The sequence below is a fragment of the Lentzea sp. HUAS12 genome, from assembly GCF_024125735.1.
Lineage (GTDB): Bacteria > Actinomycetota > Actinomycetes > Mycobacteriales > Pseudonocardiaceae > Lentzea > Lentzea albida.
Genome location: NZ_CP099738.1, coordinates 2,923,273 through 2,941,942 on the forward strand (window position 1 = coordinate 2,923,273; position 18,670 = coordinate 2,941,942).

Sequence of the window (18,670 nt, forward strand, 5' to 3'; positions counted from 1 at the left end):
AGGTGGACGTCAAGACCTACGCGGTGGTCACGGACCTGTGCGCGCGGTTCGCGGGCCGGCTGGACGACGACGCGCTGAACTCGGTGCGGGTGCACTACTTCGCCGGGGAGCCCGCGCTGGCGGAGGCGACGCTGCTGCTCACCCTGGCGAACGAGGACATCGGCATCACGCGGGAGGAGCACGACCTCATCCGGTCCGCCTCGGACGACCCCGACCTGGCCGCTGTGCGCATCATCGACCAGCTACCGCCGCTCGCCTACCGCTTCAGCCCCACCGGTCCCGCGGACGCGCCGGACCCGGCCAGGGCCGACCAGGTGCTGGCCGACGAGGCGGCGCGGTACGGCGGCCGCGTGCTCCGGCGCGCGTGGCGCGACCCGTTGCCCGGCGCTCCGGACACCGCGAAGTGGACGTACCTGCTGCACACCGACGACGCCGACGTGCTCGGGGTGTACGCGGGCCTGTCCGGACGGCTCCGGGTCACGCTGGAGGAGAGGTGGCCGCTGGAGGTGGTGCACACCAACGTGTCCCCGTACCAGGCCGCCGCCTCACTGGCCCCGCGGATCTGGGTGGCCTAGGAGGCTCCGGAACCTGGGGCACTCCAGGTGCGTCGGCGCCGGGCACGCCGCCGCGTGCCGCAGGTCGTCGCGCATCAACGCCAGCTTCTGGATCGTCGCGTCCAGTTCGTCGGCCTTCGCGGCGAGCATCTCGCGGTTCGGCGACGGGCGGCCGTCGGGCGAGAACATCAGCGTGATCTCGTCGAGCGAGAACCCCGCCGTGCGGCAGACCGCGATCAACGCCAGCTGTTCCAGCACGGCCGGGGTGAACACGCGCGTCAGGCCTTGCCGTCGCACGGAGGCGATCAGGCCGCGCTCCTCGTAGTAGCGCAGGGTCGAGGCCGGCACGCCCGAACGGCGGACCACCTCGCCGATGCCGATCTCAGCGGAATCCACGACACTTGACCTCAAGCCGACTTGAAGTAGGACGGTAGGACCATGACATCCAACAGCGCCCAGGCCGAGTTGTGGAACGCCGCGGGGCAGGGCTGGGCGAACGCGCAGGACATCGTGGGTCTGATGCTGCGGCCCTTCCAGGACGTGCTCGTCGACGCCGCGGCCCGGCGCCCGCGCACCAGCGTTCTCGACGTCGGGTGCGGCACGGGTGCCGTCACGAGGGCGATCGCCGAGGCCACCGGGGCGGCCTGCGTGGGCGTCGACATCGCCGAGTCGATGCTCGAAGCCGCTCGCGCGCACGGCAAGGCGGAATACGTCCGGGCGGACGCGCAGGTGCACACGTTCGACCGGACCTTCGACCTGGTGGTGAGCCGGTTCGGGGTCATGTTCTTCGACGACCCGACCGCCGCGTTCGCGAACCTGTTGAAGGCGTGCACCGGCGAACTGTGCTTCATCACCTGGCGCGGCAGGGACGAGAACCCGTTCATGACCACCGCCTCCGAAGTCGCGGCGACGCTGGCACCGGACGCACCGGCACCCGACCTGAACGGTCCCGGCCCGCACGCGTTCGCCGACCCCGGACACACCCGCGCCGTTCTCGCGGACGCGGGCTGGACGGGAATCGACGTCGAGCCGGTCGATCGGACCTGCACGATCCCCGAGAACCTGCTCGCCACGTACCTGAGCAACCTCGGCCCCATCTCCCGCGCGCTCGCCGCCGTGCCCGCAGAGGACCGCCCGGGGATGCTGGCCGGCGTCCGGAGCGCGTTCGACGGCTTCGTGCACGGCGACGAGGTGCGGGTGCCCGCCGCGTGCTGGCAGGTCACCGCGTCAGCTCCACTCTGACTGGCGCTGCCACGTCAGGAGGGTGTCGAGCACCTCGCCGGACCAGCCGCGCGGGTCCAGCTCGGCGTGCGAGGCGTACCGGCCGCGGTAGAACAGCAGCGGCTGCGCCTCGCGCACCGGACCCAGCTCGACCACGGAACCGACGACCATGTGGTGGTCGCCGGCGTCGTGCACCACCGACACCTGGCAGTCGACCCACGTGAGGGCGCCGTCGAGCACCGGAGCGCCGGTGGCCGACGGCGTCCACGACACCCCGGCGAACTTGTCCGCGCCCGCCCTGCCGAACACCGTGGAGATCTCCCGCTGGTCCTCCGCCAGCACGTTCACGCAGAACGAGCCGGACGACGCCATCGCCGTCCAGCTCCGCGAAGTCCGCTGTGGACAGAACACCACCAGCGGCGGGTCCAGCGACAGAGCGGCGAACGCCTGGCAGGCGAACCCGACGGGACCGTCCGGGGACATGCCCGTCACCACGGTCACCCCGGTGCAGAAGTGGCCGAGAACCGAGCGGTAGCGGGCCGTTACCTCTGACCGCATTATTTCTGGTGGCCAACGCTGAAGTCGTGTCCCCACAGGCTCACCGCCGTGCTCTCGCGTGCGATCCAGTCCTCATCGTCCACCTGCCGTCCCTCGCAGCCGAACTCGACGTCGAAGCCACCGGGCGTCTTCATGTAGAACGACAGCATCAGGTCGTTGACGTGCCGGCCCAGGGTCGCCGACATCGGCACCTTGCGCCGCAGGGCGCGGTCCAGCGTCAGGCCCACGTCGTCGGTGTTCTCGACCTCGACCATCAGGTGCACGATCCCGCTCGGCGTCGGCATCGGCAGGAACGCGAGGCTGTGGTGGCGCGGGTTGCAGCCGAAGAACCGCAGCCACGCGGGTGGTCCGTCGGCGGGGCGGCCGACGAACTGCGGTGGCAGGCGCATCGAGTCGCGCAACCGGAACCCCAGCACGTCGCGGTAGAAGTGCAGCGCGGCCTCGTCGTCCGAAGTGGACAGCACGACGTGCCCGAGCCCCTGCTCCTCCGTCACGAACCGGTGCCCGTACGGCGACACCACGCGCCGGTGCTCCAAAGCCGCGCCGTGGAACACCTCCAAGGTGTTCCCGGACGGGTCCTCGAACCGGATCAGCCCGGTGACGCGCCGTTCGGCCAGATCTTCTGCCGAGCCCTCGACGTACGAGACACCGGCGGAGGCCAGGCGTTTCGCGACCTCTTCGAGTTCGGCCTCGGTGGCCGCCTCCCAGCCGGAGGCCTGCAACCGGTCCTCCTCGCCCGGCACGATCACGAGCCGTGCCGGGAAGTCGTCCATCCGCAGGTAGAGCGCGCCGGGTGTCGAACCCCTGCCCTCCACCATGCCGAGGACCTTCAACCCGAACTCGCGCCACCGGTCCAGGTCGGTGGCCTCGATCCGGAGATACCCCAGCGACCGGATGCCCATCACGCCTCCGTCAGGAAATCGAGGGCGAGCCTGTTGAACTCGTCGAACTTCTCGAGCTGCGCCCAGTGCCCGCACCCTCCGAACACGTGCAGCTGTGCCCGCGGGATCAGTTTCGTCGCCAGCAACGCGCCGTCGAGCGGGTTGACCCGGTCCTCCCGGCCCCACACGAGCAGAACCCGCTGGCGCAGCTTGTAGGCCTCGCGCCAGAGCATGCCCTGCTCGAAGTCGGGACCGGAGAACGACCTGCCCAAGGCCGCCATCGCGCGCAGCGACTCCGGTTGCCGGGCCGCCTCGAACCGTTCGTCGACCAGCTCCTCGGTGATCAGCGACTGGTCGAAGACCATGATCCGCAGGAACTCCTCGATCTTCTCCCGCGTGGGCGTGCGGGCGAACGCGCTGAGCTTGCGCACGCCCTCGGTCGGGTCGGGCGAGAAGACGTTGAGCGACAACCCACCCGGCCCCATCAGCACCAGCCGGCCCGCGCGTTTCCCGTGGTCGAGAGCGAATCGGACCGCGGTACCACCGCCCAGCGAGTTGCCCAGGACGTGCGCCCGCTCCACTCCCAACTCGTCGAGCAGGTCCAGCAACGCCCTGGAGGCGAAGGAGAAGTACTGGTCGTGCTCGGCCGGCTTGTCCGACTGGCCGTAGCCCGGCATGTCGACCGCCAGCACCCGGAACGACTTCGCGAACACCGGGATGTTCGCGCGGAAGTTCGACAGCGCCGACGCACCGGGCCCGCCGCCGTGCAGCATGACCAGTGTCTCGGCGTTGTCCGCGCCCGCCTCGTGGTAGTGCAACCGCACGCTCATCAACGCCCCCTCAGAAGAGCCCGTCGCGGACCTGGATGCCGAGCTCGTTCTTGCCGTACAGCACGAGCACGCGTTCCGGGTCGTTGCCCGCGTGCACCCGTGCGGCGTGCGCGTCGCGCCAGAACCGGGGCAACGGCAGTCCGGCGTTGATCGCCTTGCCGCCCGCGCTCTCGAAGAGCAGGTCGATCGCGCCGAGCGCCCGCCCGCTGCCGAGCACCTGGTCGCGCCGGGCCCGCAGGCGCAGGTCGAGCGGGATCTTCGTGTCGGCGACGGCGTGCGCCCACTCCTCGGTGATGTCCTTCTCGAGCGTCCACCACGCCACGTCGATGTCGGCCGCCGCGGTCGCGATCCTGACCTGCGCGAACGGGTCGTCGACCGACTTCTCGCCCAGGTACGCCGCCCGGACGCGGTCGCGGGTCGCGCCGACGTGCAGCGCGTACGCGCCGGTCGCCATGCCGATGATCGGCGCCGTCACCGCGTACGGGTGGATCGTCCCGTACGGCATGCGGAACAACGGGCCGGGGTTGACCTCCTGGCCGGGGCACTTGCAGCGCGCGGTGTTCGCCATGCTCAGCGCCCGGTACTCCGGCACGAACACGTCGTCCACCACGATGTCGTTGCTGCCCGTGCCGCGCAGGCCGACGGTGTCCCAGACGTCGTTGATCGTGTAGTCCGCGATCGGCAGCAGGAACGTGCGGAAGTCGACCGGCTTGCCCTCGTCGTTCATGACGAGCCCGCCGAGCAGCACCCAGGTCGCGTGGTCGCAGCCGGACGAGAAGCTCCACCTGCCGCTGAACCGGAACCCGCCCTCGACCGCCTTCGCCCGGCCCGTCGGCGCGTAGGAGGACGAGATGCGCGTGTCCTGGTCCTCGCCGAAGACCTCGGCCTGCGCGCGGTCGTCGAACAGCCCGACGTGCCACGGGTGCACGCCCAGCACGGACGCGACCCAACCCGTCGAGCCGCACGCGCTCGCGATCAGGCGCACGGCGGTGTAGAAGTCGAGCGGGTGCGACTCGAAGCCGCCGTACCGCGCGGGTTGCAGCATCCGGAAGAAGCCGGTCTCCTGCAACGTCTTGATGGTCTCCGGCGGCACCCTGCGCAGCTCCTCCGCCTCGCCCGCGCGTTCGGCCAGCGTCGGCAGCAGTTCCCGCACCTTGCCGAGGATTTCCTCGCTCATCGGACGTTCTCCCTGCTCAGCTCCAGTGCGATGTCGATCAGCTGGTCCTCCTGCCCGCCGACGAGCTTGCGCTCGCCCGCGCGGACGAGGATCTGCGCGCCGGACACGCCGTAGCGCTGTGCCTGCGTGTAGGCGTGTTTGAGGAAGCTGGAGTAGACGCCCGCGTAGCCCATCATCAGCGCCATCCGGTCGAGCAGGCACTCGTCGGGCATGACGGGCCGGACGACGTCCTCGGCCGCGTCCACGATCTTGAAGAAGTCGACGCCCGTCTCGAAACCGAGCTTGTCGCACACGCCGACGAACGCCTCCAGCGGCGTGTTCCCCGCTCCCGCACCGAATCCGCGCACGCTGCCGTCGATCTGCTCGGCACCCGCCCGTGCCGCGGCGACGGAGTTCGCGACGCTCAGCCCGAGGTTCTCGTGCCCGTGGAAGCCGACCTGGGCGTCCTTCCCCAGTTCCGCGACCAACGCCTCGACGCGCTCGGAGACCTGTTCCAGCACCAGGGCTCCGGCCGAGTCGACCACGTAGACGCACTGGCAGCCCGCGTCGGCCATGATCCGCGCCTGCTTCGCCAGCGCCTCCGGCGGCTGCGAGTGGGCCATCATCAGGAACCCGACGGTCTCCAGCCCGCGTTCGCGTGCCAGCCGGAAGTGCTGCACGGACACGTCGGCCTCGGTGCAGTGCGTGGCGATCCGGACGATCGACGCGCCGTTGTCCTGGGAGATGAGGATGTCGTCCTTCACCCCGACACCCGGCAGCATCAGCACGGCGATCCTGGCCTGCGTCGCGGTCTCGGCCGCGATCTTGATCAACTCCTGCTCCGGCGTGTGGCTGAAGCCGTAGTTGAACGACGACCCGCCCAGCCCGTCGCCGTGCGTCACCTCGATCACCGGCACCCCGGCGCCGTCGAGTGCCGCGACGATCGAGCGCACGTCGTCCGCCGTGAACTGGTGTCGCTTGTGGTGCGAGCCGTCACGCAGTGACGTGTCGGTGAGCCGCAGCTGCATTGGCGATCTCCTCCCCCACCTTGGTCGCGGCGGCCGTCATGATGTCGAGGTTCCCGGCGTACTCGGGCAGGAAGTCGCCCGCTCCGGCGACCTCGACGAAGATCGCGACGCGACCGGCGTCGTACTGCGGCTCGCGCAACAACCGGAATCCCGGCACGTACGAACGGATGTCCGTCTCCATGCGCGCGATCGAGTCGGTGATCGGGTCCGGATCGGTGTCCTCGGGGATCGCGCAGAAGATCGTGTCGCGCATGATCATCGGCGGGTCGGCCGGGTTCAGCACGATGATCGCCTTGCCCCTGGAGGCACCCCCGATCTCCTCGATGCCCCGGCTGGTCGTGCGGGTGAACTCGTCTATGTTGGCCCGCGTGCCCGGCCCCGCCGACACCGACGCGACGCTCGCGACGATCTCGGCGTACGACACCGGCACGACCCGGGACACCGCGTGCACCATGGGGATCGTGGCCTGACCGCCGCACGTGATCAGGTTGATGTTGGGCGCGTCCGCGTGCTCACCGAGGTTGACCGGCGGCACGACGTACGGCCCGACCGCGGCCGGTGTCAGGTCGATCGCCCGCACGCCCGCCTCGGCGTAGCGCGGCGCGTTGGCCCGGTGCACCGCCGCGGACGTCGCCTCGAACACGACGTCCGGCAGTTCGTCCTGGCGCAGCAACCACTCCGCGCCGTCCACCGAGACCTCGAGCCCCAGGTCGGCCGCGCGCCGCAGCCCCTCGCTGGCCGGGTCGACGCCCACCATCCAGCGCGGTTCCAGCGCGTCCGAGCGCAGGAGCTTGTAGAGCAGGTCGGTGCCGATGTTGCCGGAGCCGACGATGGCCGCCTTCACCCAGTCACCTCATTCGAATTTCAGGTCGACGGAGCCGAGTCCGGCGAACTCGGCGTGGAACTCGTCGCCGGGCCTGGCGTCGATGGCACGGGTGCACGACCCGGGCAGCACGATGTCGCCCGCCAGCAGCCGGACGCCGAAGCCCGCGACCTTCGCCGCGAGCCACGCCACGGCGATCGCCGGATCGCCCAGCACGGCGTCACCCCGCCCTTCGGCGACCACCTCGCCGTTGCGCCGCAACGTGGCCGCGACAGCGCCGATGTCCAGTTCGGACGGACGCACGCGCTCCGACCCGAGCATGAACCCGGCCGACGACGCGTTGTCGGCGATGGTGTCCTGCAGGCCGATCCGCCAGTTCTCGATCCGGCTGTCGATCAACTCGATGGCGGGGACGACGAACTCGGTCGCCTCCAGCACGTCCTGCACGGTGCACCCCTCGCCCGGCAGGTCGCGGGCCAGCAGGAACGCGATCTCCACCTCCACCCTCGGGTAGAGGTACGCCGAGGCGTCCGCGGTGCCGGCGAGCTGCATGTCGTCGAGCAGGTGGCCGTAGTCGGGCTCGTCGACGCCCATCATCTGCTGCATCGCCAACGACGACAGGCCGACCTTGTGCCCGATGACGTCGCGGTTGCGATGGCGGACGTTCAGCAGCTGGATCTCGTACGCGTCGACGACGTCGATCTCGGGATACAGCTCCACCAGCGGTTTGATGGGCACGCGGTCGCGTTCCGCCGTGCGCAGCAGTTCGGCGGCCGCCTCCCTGGACTGGATCGTCAGCACCTGGCCTCCTTCGCGACGTGACTTCCCGCCCGGCGACCGGAGAAGACGCAGTCGGCGAGCGCGAGGCCGCTGACGTAGGACTCCGAGCACACGCCGACCGCCGACCGGCCGGCCGCGTACAGCCCCGGAACCCCCTGCACCTGGCCCGTGTCCTCGTCCACGACGAGCCCGCCGAGCGTGAGCATCGGGCACGGGTAACCGAACCCCGCGCGCACCGACACGTTGATCAACGAATAGGGCGGCGTCCCGAACGGCTCGGGCGTCGCGATACCGGCCTTCCTGGCCACTTCCTCGATCGTGGGCGCGGTGACGAGGCCACGGCCGAGCAGGTGGCGGACCTGCCAGCGCTGGAACGGCGCGGTCTGGGTGCGGACCTGGGCACGGGCGACCTGGAGGATCTCGTCGTCGACCAGCAGCCAGGCCTTGCCGCCCCGCGCGACGATCTCGCTCCCGTTGGCGGCGCCGTACAACCTCGCGTCACCGAAGCGCTGTCCCGCCGAGTCGACCAGGACACCGCGCTGCAAGGCACTGGGCGGCGTGACGAACCGCCACACCGAGATCCTGTCCATCCGCGCGGTCCTCCCCCCGGCGGCGACGCCGAGCCGGATCCCGCCGCCGTCGTCGCCCGGCGTGCCGAGCGCGAGTCCGCCGCGGTGGGCCGGTGCGTGCTCGTGCACCAGGGCCCTGTCGGCGATGAAGCCGCCGGCCGCGATGACCACGCCCTGCCCGGCGGTGATCACCAGCGGCCGGCTGAACCGTTCGAGCCGTGCGGCCAGCCCGAACAGCCTCCTGCCCAACGGCGGGTAGTACAGCCACGGTTTGGCGCCCGCCTTGGACAACGCGCTGTGCAGGACGCGCGGAAGACCGGTGAGCGCACGGCACCGCACGCCCGTCACGCGGCCGTTCTCCTGGACCAGCTCTACGGCGCGGGTCTGCGGCATGATCCGCACGCCCGCGCGCCGGGTCGCCTCGGCCAGCCGGGTGAAGAACTCCCTGCCCGACGTGCCCTTCGCCCTGGTCCGGTGCCCGCGGGGCGCCGGGTCGGGCCAGGCGTCCTCGCTGCCGGACAGGTAGAGGTAGTAGTCGTCGGTCGGGTACGAGGTCTTGAACGGCGACAGCCGCGCGTCGAACGGGACGCCCTGGTCCTCGAGCCAGGCCAACATCTTCGCGCTGTCCTCGCAGAAGCGCCGCAGGGTCTCCGGCGACACGGCGTCGCGGACCTCGTGCCGCAGGTAGGAGTACATCGCGTCGACCGAGTCCGGCACGCCCGCCTCGACCTGCTGCCGCGTCCCGCCACCCGCGTAGACGACCCCGCCGGACAACGCGGTCGCGCCCCCGCCACCGAACCGGTCCAGCACCACCACGGACGCACCGGACGCGGCGGCCTCGACGGCGGCGCACGCGCCGGCCGCGCCGAAGCCGATGACGACGACGTCCGCGGTGACCTCCACGCAACCCTCCTGGAACAGGCTCTTGGCCAGAAACAGGTTCTTGGTGAGTCGACTTGCCTGGAACTCCTACACCATAGCGCCAAACCGCCTCAGAACTATAACCTGTTCTAGTCTTAGCTTCCGGGAGGTGCGATGTACGACGTGATCGTCGTCGGCAGCGGCGCGGCGGGCATGACAGCCGCGCTCTGCACCGCTCAACACGGCCTGCGGACCTTGATCATCGAGAAGGCCGCGCACTACGGCGGGTCCACCGCGAGGTCCGGTGGCGGCATCTGGGTGCCGAACAACGCCGTGGTCGCCGCCAGCGGCGTCAGCGACTCACCGGAGCGGGCCGGCACCTACCTGGGGCACATCGCGCCCGAGGTCCCCGCCGAGCTGCGCCAGGCGTTCCTGGACGCGGGACCGGCCATGCTGGCGTTCGTCCGCGCGCACACACCGCTGGAGTTCCGCTGGGTCCGCGACTACTCCGACTACTACCCGGAGGCGCCTGGCGGGCAGCCGCGCGGCCGGTCGGTCGAGCCGTTGCCGTTCAAGACGAAGCTGCTCGGCGAGGAGGTCGAGGACCTCGAACCGCCGTACGTGCCGACGCCCGCGGGCATCGTGATCACCCAGACCGACTACCGCTGGCTGACGCTGATCGGACGGCACCCGCGCGGAATCGCCACCGCGGCCAAGGTGTTCGTCCGCCGGTTCCTGCCGGGCCGCCGCCTCACCATGGGCCAGGCCCTGACCGCGGGACTGCGTGCCGGTCTGAAAGCACTGAACGTCGAGATCAGGCTCAACACGGCGATGACCGACCTTCACCACGAGAACGGCCGCGTCGCCGGAGTGCTCGTCGGGGAGAAGCTCATCCTGGCGAAGCACGTGGTGCTGGCGTGCGGTGGCTTCGAGCACAACGAGCAGATGCGCAAGCAGCACCAGAACATCGGTACCGAGTGGACGGTCGGCGCCAAGGCCAACACGGGTGACGGCATCGAGGCAGGCCAACGCGCCGGCGCGGCCGTCGGGCTGATGGACGACGCCTGGTGGGGACCGTCCGTCCCGTTGCCGCGCGGCCCGTTCTTCCTGCTGGCGGAACGGTCGCTGCCCGGCTGCGTGCTGGTCGACAAGACCGGCCGCCGGTTCGTCAACGAGTCGGCGCCCTACATCGACGTGGTCAACGCGATGACCGGCGACACCTGGCTCGTGTTCGACCACTCCTACCGCGGCCGCTACCCGTTCTGCGGCATCCCGCCACGGCGTCCGCTCCCCCGGCGGTGGAAGGACTCCGTCCTCACCGCTCCCAGCCTCGAAGAACTCGCGCAGCAGGCCGATCTGCCGGAACTCGTGGACACCGTGCGGCGGTTCAACACGCTCTCGGTCGCCGGCGAGGACACCGACTTCCACCGCGGCGACAGTGCCTACGACCGCTACTACGGCGATCCCCGCACCAAGCCCAACCCCAACCTGGCGCCGCTGACCACCGGACCGTTCTACGCGGTCAGGATCGTGCCCGGCGACCTCGGCACCAAGGGCGGCCTGCGCACCGACGCCTCCGCGCGGGTGCTGCGCGAGGACGGTTCGGTGATCGAGGGCCTGTACGCGGCGGGCAACACCAGCGCTTCCGTCATGGGCCACACCTACGCGGGCGCGGGCGCCACCCTCGGACCGGCGATGACGTTCGGATACCTCGCCGGCCTCGACATCACTGGAGGAGAGCGATGACGCAGGACGGTGTGCGGACGATCGACGCGGGCGCGCCCCCGGCCCGGTTCGCGCGCGGCTGGCACTGCCTCGGCCTCGCGAGCCACTTCCGCGACGGCAAGCCCCACGCCGTCGAGGCGTTCGGCACGAAGCTCGTGGTGTTCGCCTCGGAGGACGGCGAGATCAACGTGCTCGACGGGTACTGCCGGCACATGGGCGGCGACCTCACCCAGGGCACGGTCAAGGGCAACACCCTCGCCTGCCCGTTCCACGACTGGCGCTGGGCGGGCAACGGCCGCTGCGTCGACATCCCCTACGCCAAGCGCGTCCCGCTGCGGGCGCGCACCCGGTCGTGGATCACGCTGGAGGAGAACAAGCAGCTCTTCGTGTGGAACGACCCGCAGGGCAACCCGCCGCCCGAGCACGTCACGATCCCGCGCATCGACGCGGCGTTCTCGACCGAGTGGAGCAACTGGACCTGGGACTCCGTCGTCATCGACAACGCGAACTGCCGCGAGATCATCGACAACGTCGTCGACATGGCCCACTTCTTCTACATCCACTTCGCGTTCCCGATCTACTTCAAGAACGTGATGGAGGGCCACGTCGCCTCGCAGTACCTGACCACGCGCGGCCGTCCGGACGTGGCGATGGGCTCGAACTACACCGGAGACGTGGAGGTCCGGTCGGAGGCCGCGTACTACGGGCCGTCGTACATGATCGACTACCTGTGGAACGACTACAAGGGCCTCGAGATCGAGACGGTCCTGATCAACTGCCACTACCCGATCTCGCCGACGTCGTTCAAGCTCCAGTGGGGCGCGATCGTGAAGAAGCTGCCGGGCGTGGACGACGAGCACGCCGACAAGATCGCGGCGAAGTTCGCGCGCGGCATCGGGGTCGGGTTCCTGCAGGACGTCGAGATCTGGCAGAACAAGTCGCGCGTCGACAACCCGTTGCTGTGCGAGGAGGACGGTCCGGTCTACCAGCTCCGGCGCTGGTACGAGCAGTTCTACGTCGACGTCGAGGACGTCAGCGACGACATGGTGCGGCGCTTCGAGTTCGAGGTCGACACGAGCAGGGCGATCGAGGTGTGGGAGAAGGAGGTCGCCGAGAACCTGGCCAGGCAGCAGCCCCAGGAGCAGGCGACGTGAGCGAGCGCGACGAGTTCCTGAAGGGCGGCATGGTTCCCGTGGGCTGCGACTGCGGGAACCGGGTGCTGGTGAAGAAGAACAGCCCGCAGCACACCAGCGTGCAGTGGCTCTCCGACACCAGGAACTGCCCCGAGTTGTGCGGTGCGCGGGCCGCCTTGGTGCCGACCTGCCTGCGGTTGCGCGACAGCATCGAGAAGGCCGTGCGCGAGGGGACGCTGGAGGTCGCCGATGGCTGAGGTGCACCGGCTGCGGGTCGACGCCGTGATCGAGGAGACCGCCGACGCGCGTTCGTTCGTGCTGTCAGGCGCGGACTTCTCACCACGGCCCGGCCAGTTCCTGACCGTGCGGGCGGGCGAGGTGGCGCGCTGCTACTCGCTGTCCAGCGCGCCGGGCGAACCGTTGAAGATCACCGTCAAGCGCACGCCCGACGGGTACGGGTCGCTGTGGATGTGTTCGGAACTGCGGGCCGGCATGGAACTCGACGTGCTGGCACCGGCCGGGGTGTTCACGCCCTCGTCGCTGGACGGGTCGCTGCTCGCGTTCGCCGCGGGCAGCGGGATCACGCCGGTCATGTCGATCATCAGGGCCGTGCTGCACGGCGGCTCCGGGCAGGTGTTCCTCTTCTACGCCAACCGGGACGAGTCCTCGGTGATCTTCGCCGGCGAACTGTCCGAGCTGGCTCGCGCGCACCCGGACCGGCTGACCGTCGTGCACTGGCTCGAATCGGTGCAGGGGCTGCCGCACGGCCTGCGGGCGTTCGTCCGCCCCTGCGACGAGGCGTTCGTGTGCGGGCCGGTGCCGTTCATGGAGGCCGCGCGCAAGGCACTGCACGACGTTCCGGTCGTGCACGTCGAGAAGTTCGTGTCGCTGTCCAGCGATCCGTTCGGCGCGGAGGAGCCGATCGCGGACGGACGGCCGGACGCCGTCGTCGAGGTGTCGCTGGACGGTGAGCGGCACCGGTTTCCGTGGCCCGCCCGGACGAAGCTGCTGGACCTGTTGCTGGAGAGGGGACTCGACGCGCCCTACTCGTGCCGGGAGGGCGCGTGCAGCGCGTGTGCCTGCCGGCTGGTCGAGGGCGAGGTCAAGATGCTCAACAACGACGTGCTCGACTCCGAGGACATCGCCGAGGGCATCGTGCTGGCGTGCCAGTCGGTTCCGGTCACGGACAACGTGAAGATCACCTACGAGTGAGGGGCGCCTGATGCCGATCGATCCTTCCGTCGCCGTCGGCGCGGAGCTTCCCGAGGTCAAGTTCTCGTGGACCGAGTCGGACGTGCTGCTCTACCACCTCGCGCTGGGGGCGACGGAACTCCGGTACGTCTACGAGCGGGGGCTGCGGGTGCTGCCGACGTTCGGCGTGGTGGCGCCCCGCTTCCACGAGACCGCGGCGCCGGTCGTGTCGTTCCCCGGTGTGGACATCGACCTCGCGCGGGTGCTGCACGGCACGCAGGAGATCGCCGTGCACTCGCCGCTGCCCGCGTCCGGGGAGGCGGTGCTGCGGACGCGGATCTCCGACGTGTGGGACAAGGGCAAGGCCGCGGTGATCGTGCAGGAGGCCACTGCCGTGGCACCGGACGGGACGGCGTTGTTCACGACCCGGTCCAGCATCTTCGCCCGCGGTGAGGGCGGGTTCGGCGGCGACCGCGGACCGTCCGGCAGGGTGGAGGTGCCCGCCCACGAGCCGGACTTCCTGATCGAGACCGCGACCCTGCCGCAGCAGGCCTACCTGTACCGGCTTTGTGGTGACCGGAACCCGCTGCACGCCGATCCCGAGTTCGCCTCGCGGGCCGGGTTCGACGCGCCGATCCTGCACGGGCTGTGCACGTACGGAGTGGTGTGCAAGGCCGTCATCGACGCGCTGCTGGACGGGCCGGAGCAGGTGTCGTCGTTCTCGGCCAAGTTCGCCGGGGTGGTGTTCCCCGGCGAGACGCTGACGACGCGGGTGTGGCGGGACGGTACCCGGCTCGTGGTGTCGACCTCGGCCGGGGACCGTCCCGTGCTCTCCGACGCCGTCCTACAGCTGGCCGAGGATTAGACCGCTGGTCGGGACGCCGGTGCCGGCGGTGACCAGGACGTGGCCGACGTTCGCGACCTGGTTCACCGCGGTGCCGCGGATCTGCCGCACCCCCTCGGCGATGCCGTTCATCCCGTGCAGGTAGGCCTCGCCGAGCTGGCCGCCGTGCGGGTTGAGCGGCAGGTCGCCGTCGAGTTCGAGCGCGCCAGTGCGAATGAAGTCCTTGGCCTCGCCCCGGCCGCAGAAGCGCAGTTCTTCGAGCTGGACCAGCACGAACGGGGTGAAGTGGTCGTAGAGCACGGCCACGTCCACATCGGACCGCGTGATGCCCGACCTCTCCCACAGTCCGCGCGCCACCACGCCCATCTCGGGCAGACGCGTCAGGTCGTCGCGGTAGTAGCTGGTCATCGTGAACTGGTCGGCGCCGCTGCCCTGCGTCGCCGCCTTGACGTGGGCGGGCTTGTTGGGCAGGTCCTTGGCACGTTGTGCCGAGGTGACCACGAGCGCGACCCCGCCGTCGCTCTCCTGGCAGCAGTCGAGGAGCCTCAGCGGTTCGGCGATCCAGCGCGACGACTGGTGGTCGTCCAGCGTGATCGGCCGCTCGTGGAACCAGGCGTGCGGGTTCGTGGCGGCGTGCTTGCGGTCGATCACCGCGATCCGGCCGAAGTCCTCGGACGTGGCCCCGTACTCGTGCATGTACCTCTGCGCGAACATGGCGACCATCGCGGCCGGCGTGCCCAGCCCCATCGGGTACGACCAGCTGTTGTCGATGTTCGCCGCGGCCGCGGTCTGGACCTGCCCGAACCGGTGCCCGGACCGTTCGTTGAAGGCCCGGTAGCACACGACGACCTCCGCCGCCCCGGTCTCCACGGCCATCGCGGCCTGCTGGACGGTCGCGCACGCCGCCCCGCCGCCGTAGTGCACCCGGCTGAAGAACGTGAGCTCCGGGATGCCGAGTTCTCTCGCCACCGCTATCTCGGCGTTGGTGTCCATGGTGAAGCTGACCAGGCCGTCCACATCGGACGGTGTCAGCCCGGCGTCTTCGAGCGCGGCCCTCACGGCCTCCGCGGCGAGCTGGAGCTCGCTGCGGCCGGAGTCCTTGGAGAAGTCGGTCGCGCCGATCCCCACGATGGCGGCGTTCACGCGGGCACCTCGATCTTCACGGTTCCGGTGACGTGGTCGCCGTGCGCGGTCCGGCCGACGACCTCGATGGTCAGGTCCTGTTGCTCGCGTCCGACGACCTGGCCGAAGAACTTCAGGGTGTCGTAGGCGAAGCACGGCGCGCCGAGCCGGATGTTCACCTGCCGCACGAGCGCCTGCGGGCCCGCCCAGTCCGTGACGTAGCGCTGCACGAGCCCGGTCGTGGTGAGGATGTTGATGAAGATGTCCTTCGACCCGCGCTGGACCGCGAGATCCCGGTCGTGGTGGACGTCCTGGAAGTCGCGGGTGGCCAGGGCGGTGCTGATCACGAACGTCGGCGTGGCCTCGACGTGCCACTCGGGCAGGGAATCACCGATCCGCACGGGGCCTCCAGCTCGGCATCGTCAACTCTTCGTCGACCTTCGTGAACACGACCTCGACCCGTTGCCCGATCGAGGGTTCGCCGTCGAACTCGCCGAGCACGCGCACGCCCTCGTCCAGTTCGACCAGGGCGATGACGAACGGGGTCTGCCTGCCCGGCACCTGCGGGTGGTGGTGCACGACGTAGCTGTAGATCACGCCGTTGCCGTCGGAGACGAGGTACTTCGGTTTGGTGGCACCGCATTCGGGACACATCGGACCCGGCGGGTGGCGCAGGAGGCCGCAGCCGCCGCAGCGCTGGATGCGGAGCTCGTGCTGCCGGGTGCCCTCCCAGAAGTACTCGGTGTCGCGGTTGACGGAGGGGCGGATGGCCTGTGCCTTCGGCGCCTCGGGTCGTGGTCCGGGTTTCTGCGCGGGCTTGAACTTCAGCACCCGGAAGCGCATCTCCGCCACGGCCTCGTCCCCGACCCACCACGTGCTCCGGGTCGTGACGAACCACCCCTCCCCCAGCCCGGTCCGCTTCGGCCCGGTCACGTCCTCCAGGCTCGTCGTCACCGAGAGGTGCTCGCCGACCTCGAGGTACCGGTGGTAGGTCTGGTCGGAGTTGGTCGCGACCACGGACGTGTACCCGGCCTCGTCGAGGATCGTCATCATCTGACCGAGCGGGTCGTCGAGCGTCCGCTGGCCGTGCAGTCCGGCCATCGTCCACACCTGGACCATCGCGGGCGGCGCGACGCCGTCGTAGCCGGGATGCTCGTCGCCGAGGGCCTCCAGCCAGTTGTTGATCATCGGCTGGTTGACCGGGTCGCGTGCCAGCCGCGGTGCGCATTCGCCCTGTTCGGCGATGCGGGCGGCCTCCTTCTCGATGTCGATCATCGCACCACCCGCGGTAGTCCGAGCCCGATGTTCGCGATCAGTTCGCGCTGGATCTCCTGCACACCACCGCCGAACGTCAGCACGAGGTTGCGGCGCGCCTGCACGTCGAGCCAGTGCACCAGGTCCGCCGGGGCGCCGTGCCGTCCCACGACCTCCTCCAGCAGCCGGCCGACGCGCTGGGTGCGGTCGGCGGCGAAGACCTTGGTGGCGCTGGCGTCCGCGACCTCCAGCTCACCGCTCGCGACCTGCCAGTTGAGCAGTTCGTTCACGCGGTGGACGGCCCGTGCCTCGGCCAGCGCCCGCCGCACGTCCGGTTCGTCCAGCAGCTGCCGTTCCGCAGCCCAGCCGTGGACGCGTTCCACCAGCGCGCCGATGCGGCCGGACGGGCCGAGCATCACGCGTTCGTGGTTGAGCTGGGTGGTGATGAGCCGCCAGCCCTTGTCCTCCTCGCCGACGCGGCGGGACTCGGGCACGCGGACGTCGTTGTAGTAGGTGGCGTTGACGTGGTGCGCGCCGTCGCAGGTGATGATCGGCGTCCACGAGTAGCCGGGGTCCTCCGTGTCCACGATGAGGATCGTGATGCCCTTGTGCCGCGAGTCCGGCGCCCCGGTGCGACAAGCCAGCCACACGTAGTCGGCGTCGTGACCGCCCGTCGTGAACGTCTTCTGGCCGTTGACCACGTAACCGTCGCCGGAGCGGACGGCCTTGGTGCGCAACGCCGCCAGGTCGGTGCCCGCGTCGGGTTCGGTGTAGCCGATGGCGAAGTGCAGGTCGCCGCTGAGGATCTTCGGCAGGAAGAAGTCCTTCTGCTCCTGCGTCCCGTACGACTGCAGCGTCGGCCCGACGGTCTGCAGCGTCACGTACGGCAGCGGCACGTCGGCGCGCGCAGCCTCGTTGACGAAGATCTGCTGCTCGACCGGGCCGAACCCCAGCCCGCCGTACTCCCGCGGCCAGCCGACGCCGAGCCTGCCGTCGCGGCCGAGCCTGCGGACCAGTTCGCGGTAGGTCTCGCCGTGCCGTTCGGTGAGCATCGCCTCGCGTTCGGCGGGCGTCATGACGGTCGCGAAGTACTCGCGCAGCTCGTCGCGCAGCTTCAGCTGCTCGGTGGTGAGGTCAATGAACATCGATGGCCCCCAAGCGGTGCTCCACTCCGCCGACGAACCGCGTCAGCTCCTTGGCCGTGCCGTAGTAGCGGTGCAGGGGGTAGGTGATGTCGAGCCCGAGGCCGCCGTGCAGGTGGTGGCAGGTGTGCACGGCCGGCAACGCCTCCGCCGCGAGCCAGTACGCGGCGGTGTCGAGGTCGTGGTCGTCGAGGCTCCAGGCGGCCGTCAGCGCGGCGAGGTGCAGGGTGCGGGAGGCGATGTAGACGTCCGCGACCAGCGCGGCGGCGACCTGGAAGGTGGCCAGGGGCTTGCCGAACTGGTGGCGGGTGCCGACGTGCTTCACGGTGAGGTCGAGCGCTCCGGCGAGGACGCCGTCGGCCACCGCGCAGGCACCGGCGAGGGCGAACCGGCGGATCCCCTCGTCCGCACCTTCTAGGATCTCCCCCCGCGCCCCCTCCAGCCGCACGGTTCCGTCCAGGACGGACACCTCCGGTTGCGCCGGGTCGACGACGAACACACCGCTGCTCGTGCTCACCAGCATCCGCCGCGCCTCGGCGGCGTACGGCACGTTGATCTTCACGCCGTGGATGCCGTCCGGGCCCGCCGTCGTCTCCGGCACCGCGGGCAACGGCCGCGACGGCTCGCTCAACGCCGCCGTCAGCACCGCGTGCTGCTCGGTCACCAACGGCAGCAACGCGTCCTGCTGCTCGTCCGTGCCGTACCGCGCGATCGGCAGCACGCCCAACGCGAGCGTGGCCAGCGCCGGCACGTCCACCGCCCGCCGGCCCACCTCGGTCAGCAGCACGGCCGTCTCCAGCACGCCGAGCCCGTCACCGCCGAGCCGTTCCGGCACGGCGAGGGCCAGCAGTCCCGCCTCCCCCAACGCCTTCCAGGGTGTGCCACTCTCCCTGCCCAGCACATCGGCCGCCAACCGCGCGATCTCCCGCTGGGTCTCGTCGAGTTGGAAATCCATCAGGGCTCCTGATTCCGCGAAAACTCCCGCTGGGTCTCGTCGA

Annotated in this window: 21 protein-coding genes; 7 read left to right on the forward strand and 14 right to left on the reverse strand. The window is 70.3% G+C overall.

Annotated elements, in window-relative coordinates:
- The first annotated feature begins 2 nt into the window (after positions 1-2).
- Positions 3-575 carry a hypothetical protein gene (locus ND450_RS12830; protein ID WP_253326364.1) on the forward strand — a complete coding sequence of 191 codons (573 nt, stop codon included), beginning with the start codon at positions 3-5 and terminating at the stop codon, positions 573-575.
- Here ND450_RS12830 and ND450_RS12835 read toward each other — a convergent pair.
- On the reverse strand, positions 546-950 hold the full coding sequence (locus ND450_RS12835) for a helix-turn-helix domain-containing protein (RefSeq protein ID WP_253326365.1): 405 nt from the start codon (positions 948-950) through the stop codon (positions 546-548). The genes ND450_RS12830 and ND450_RS12835 overlap by 30 nt on opposite strands.
- Before the next feature lie 42 nt (positions 951-992).
- On the opposite strand from ND450_RS12835, the gene ND450_RS12840 reads away from it, so the two are divergent.
- Complete coding sequence (locus ND450_RS12840; protein ID WP_253326366.1) at positions 993-1,796, forward strand: class I SAM-dependent methyltransferase; 804 nt, start codon at positions 993-995, stop codon at positions 1,794-1,796.
- Here the strand turns inward: ND450_RS12840 and hsaB are convergent.
- The 8 genes from hsaB to ND450_RS12880 are packed head-to-tail and all read right to left on the reverse strand — an operon-like array spanning position 1,782 to position 9,303.
- Entirely contained in the window at positions 1,782-2,333 is a 552-nt protein-coding gene (gene hsaB, locus ND450_RS12845) for a 3-hydroxy-9,10-secoandrosta-1,3,5(10)-triene-9,17-dione monooxygenase reductase subunit (RefSeq protein ID WP_253326367.1), read from the reverse strand. The genes ND450_RS12840 and hsaB overlap by 15 nt on opposite strands.
- Entirely contained in the window at positions 2,333-3,235 is a 903-nt protein-coding gene (hsaC, locus tag ND450_RS12850) for an iron-dependent extradiol dioxygenase HsaC (RefSeq protein WP_253326368.1), read from the reverse strand. Before hsaC ends, hsaB begins: the two co-directional genes overlap by 1 nt.
- Positions 3,235-4,044, reverse strand: coding sequence for a 4,5:9,10-diseco-3-hydroxy-5,9,17-trioxoandrosta-1(10),2-diene-4-oate hydrolase (gene hsaD / locus ND450_RS12855; RefSeq protein ID WP_253326369.1), 810 nt, complete (start codon positions 4,042-4,044; stop codon positions 3,235-3,237). The genes hsaC and hsaD overlap by 1 nt, the downstream gene beginning before the upstream one ends.
- Positions 4,045-4,054: 10 nt before the next feature.
- A complete protein-coding gene (gene hsaA / locus ND450_RS12860; protein ID WP_253326370.1) occupies positions 4,055-5,221 on the reverse strand; it encodes a 3-hydroxy-9,10-secoandrosta-1,3,5(10)-triene-9,17-dione monooxygenase oxygenase subunit in 1,167 nt (388 codons plus the stop codon).
- A complete protein-coding gene (gene dmpG, locus ND450_RS12865; protein ID WP_253326371.1) occupies positions 5,218-6,228 on the reverse strand; it encodes a 4-hydroxy-2-oxovalerate aldolase in 1,011 nt (336 codons plus the stop codon). The genes hsaA and dmpG overlap by 4 nt, the downstream gene beginning before the upstream one ends.
- The gene (locus tag ND450_RS12870; protein WP_253326372.1) at positions 6,194-7,072 is read right to left on the reverse strand and encodes an acetaldehyde dehydrogenase (acetylating); all 879 of its coding nucleotides are present in this window, start codon (positions 7,070-7,072) and stop codon (positions 6,194-6,196) included. Before ND450_RS12870 ends, dmpG begins: the two co-directional genes overlap by 35 nt.
- 9 nt (positions 7,073-7,081) lie before the next feature.
- A complete protein-coding gene (locus ND450_RS12875; RefSeq protein ID WP_089921233.1) occupies positions 7,082-7,852 on the reverse strand; it encodes a 2-keto-4-pentenoate hydratase in 771 nt (256 codons plus the stop codon).
- Positions 7,846-9,303, reverse strand: coding sequence for an FAD-binding protein (locus ND450_RS12880; RefSeq protein WP_253326373.1), 1,458 nt, complete (start codon positions 9,301-9,303; stop codon positions 7,846-7,848). The genes ND450_RS12875 and ND450_RS12880 overlap by 7 nt, the downstream gene beginning before the upstream one ends.
- Before the next feature lie 132 nt (positions 9,304-9,435).
- Here ND450_RS12880 and ND450_RS12885 point away from each other — a divergent pair, with 132 nt between their 5' ends.
- From ND450_RS12885 to ND450_RS12905, 5 genes are read left to right on the forward strand one after another with little or no spacing between them, the layout of a single operon-like run.
- Positions 9,436-11,007 carry an FAD-dependent oxidoreductase gene (locus tag ND450_RS12885; RefSeq protein ID WP_253326374.1) on the forward strand — a complete coding sequence of 524 codons (1,572 nt, stop codon included), beginning with the start codon at positions 9,436-9,438 and terminating at the stop codon, positions 11,005-11,007.
- Positions 11,004-12,140 (forward strand): Rieske 2Fe-2S domain-containing protein, encoded by a 1,137-nt coding sequence (locus ND450_RS12890; protein ID WP_253326375.1) that lies wholly within the window; start codon positions 11,004-11,006, stop codon positions 12,138-12,140. The genes ND450_RS12885 and ND450_RS12890 overlap by 4 nt, the downstream gene beginning before the upstream one ends.
- Complete coding sequence (locus ND450_RS12895) at positions 12,137-12,376, forward strand: hypothetical protein (protein WP_371927698.1); 240 nt, start codon at positions 12,137-12,139, stop codon at positions 12,374-12,376. The genes ND450_RS12890 and ND450_RS12895 overlap by 4 nt, the downstream gene beginning before the upstream one ends.
- On the forward strand, positions 12,369-13,331 hold the full coding sequence (locus tag ND450_RS12900) for a ferredoxin--NADP reductase (protein WP_253326376.1): 963 nt from the start codon (positions 12,369-12,371) through the stop codon (positions 13,329-13,331). Before ND450_RS12895 ends, ND450_RS12900 begins: the two co-directional genes overlap by 8 nt.
- Before the next feature lie 10 nt (positions 13,332-13,341).
- Positions 13,342-14,175, forward strand: coding sequence for a MaoC/PaaZ C-terminal domain-containing protein (locus ND450_RS12905; RefSeq protein WP_253326377.1), 834 nt, complete (start codon positions 13,342-13,344; stop codon positions 14,173-14,175).
- On the opposite strand, the gene ND450_RS12910 is transcribed toward ND450_RS12905, so the two are convergent.
- Genes ND450_RS12910 through ND450_RS12930 form a run of 5 tightly spaced genes read right to left on the reverse strand, consistent with a single transcriptional unit; the run spans position 14,155 to position 18,627 of the window.
- Positions 14,155-15,297 (reverse strand): lipid-transfer protein, encoded by a 1,143-nt coding sequence (locus ND450_RS12910; RefSeq protein WP_253326378.1) that lies wholly within the window; start codon positions 15,295-15,297, stop codon positions 14,155-14,157. The genes ND450_RS12905 and ND450_RS12910 overlap by 21 nt on opposite strands.
- Positions 15,294-15,677: a MaoC family dehydratase gene (locus ND450_RS12915; RefSeq protein ID WP_253326379.1), complete on the reverse strand. Its 384-nt coding sequence runs from the start codon at positions 15,675-15,677 to the stop codon at positions 15,294-15,296. Before ND450_RS12915 ends, ND450_RS12910 begins: the two co-directional genes overlap by 4 nt.
- A complete protein-coding gene (locus ND450_RS12920; RefSeq protein ID WP_253327909.1) occupies positions 15,664-16,548 on the reverse strand; it encodes a bifunctional MaoC family dehydratase N-terminal/OB-fold nucleic acid binding domain-containing protein in 885 nt (294 codons plus the stop codon). Before ND450_RS12920 ends, ND450_RS12915 begins: the two co-directional genes overlap by 14 nt.
- Positions 16,548-17,675, reverse strand: coding sequence for an acyl-CoA dehydrogenase family protein (locus tag ND450_RS12925; protein WP_253326380.1), 1,128 nt, complete (start codon positions 17,673-17,675; stop codon positions 16,548-16,550). Before ND450_RS12925 ends, ND450_RS12920 begins: the two co-directional genes overlap by 1 nt.
- Positions 17,665-18,627, reverse strand: a complete 963-nt coding sequence (locus tag ND450_RS12930) for an acyl-CoA dehydrogenase family protein (protein ID WP_253326381.1) — start codon at positions 18,625-18,627, stop codon at positions 17,665-17,667. The genes ND450_RS12925 and ND450_RS12930 overlap by 11 nt, the downstream gene beginning before the upstream one ends.
- Positions 18,628-18,670: the final 43 nt, after the last annotated feature.

Bases quoted from the DNA above. Each gene is read 5' to 3' on its own strand.
- hsaD (WP_253326369.1), bottom strand. From the start codon at position 4,044: ATGAGCGTGCGGTTGCACTACCACGAGGCGGGCGCGGACAACGCCGAG.
- hsaA (WP_253326370.1), bottom strand. From the start codon at position 5,221: ATGAGCGAGGAAATCCTCGGCAAGGTGCGGGAACTGCTGCCGACGCTG.
- ND450_RS12885 (WP_253326374.1), top strand. From the start codon at position 9,436: ATGTACGACGTGATCGTCGTCGGCAGCGGCGCGGCGGGCATGACAGCC.
- hsaC (WP_253326368.1), bottom strand. From the start codon at position 3,235: ATGGGCATCCGGTCGCTGGGGTATCTCCGGATCGAGGCCACCGACCTG.
- ND450_RS12890 (WP_253326375.1), top strand. From the start codon at position 11,004: ATGACGCAGGACGGTGTGCGGACGATCGACGCGGGCGCGCCCCCGGCC.
- dmpG (WP_253326371.1), bottom strand. From the start codon at position 6,228: ATGCAGCTGCGGCTCACCGACACGTCACTGCGTGACGGCTCGCACCAC.
- hsaB (WP_253326367.1), bottom strand. From the start codon at position 2,333: ATGCGGTCAGAGGTAACGGCCCGCTACCGCTCGGTTCTCGGCCACTTC.
- ND450_RS12900 (WP_253326376.1), top strand. From the start codon at position 12,369: ATGGCTGAGGTGCACCGGCTGCGGGTCGACGCCGTGATCGAGGAGACC.
- ND450_RS12930 (WP_253326381.1), bottom strand. From the start codon at position 18,627: ATGGATTTCCAACTCGACGAGACCCAGCGGGAGATCGCGCGGTTGGCG.
- ND450_RS12840 (WP_253326366.1), top strand. From the start codon at position 993: ATGACATCCAACAGCGCCCAGGCCGAGTTGTGGAACGCCGCGGGGCAG.
- ND450_RS12925 (WP_253326380.1), bottom strand. From the start codon at position 17,675: ATGTTCATTGACCTCACCACCGAGCAGCTGAAGCTGCGCGACGAGCTG.
- ND450_RS12905 (WP_253326377.1), top strand. From the start codon at position 13,342: ATGCCGATCGATCCTTCCGTCGCCGTCGGCGCGGAGCTTCCCGAGGTC.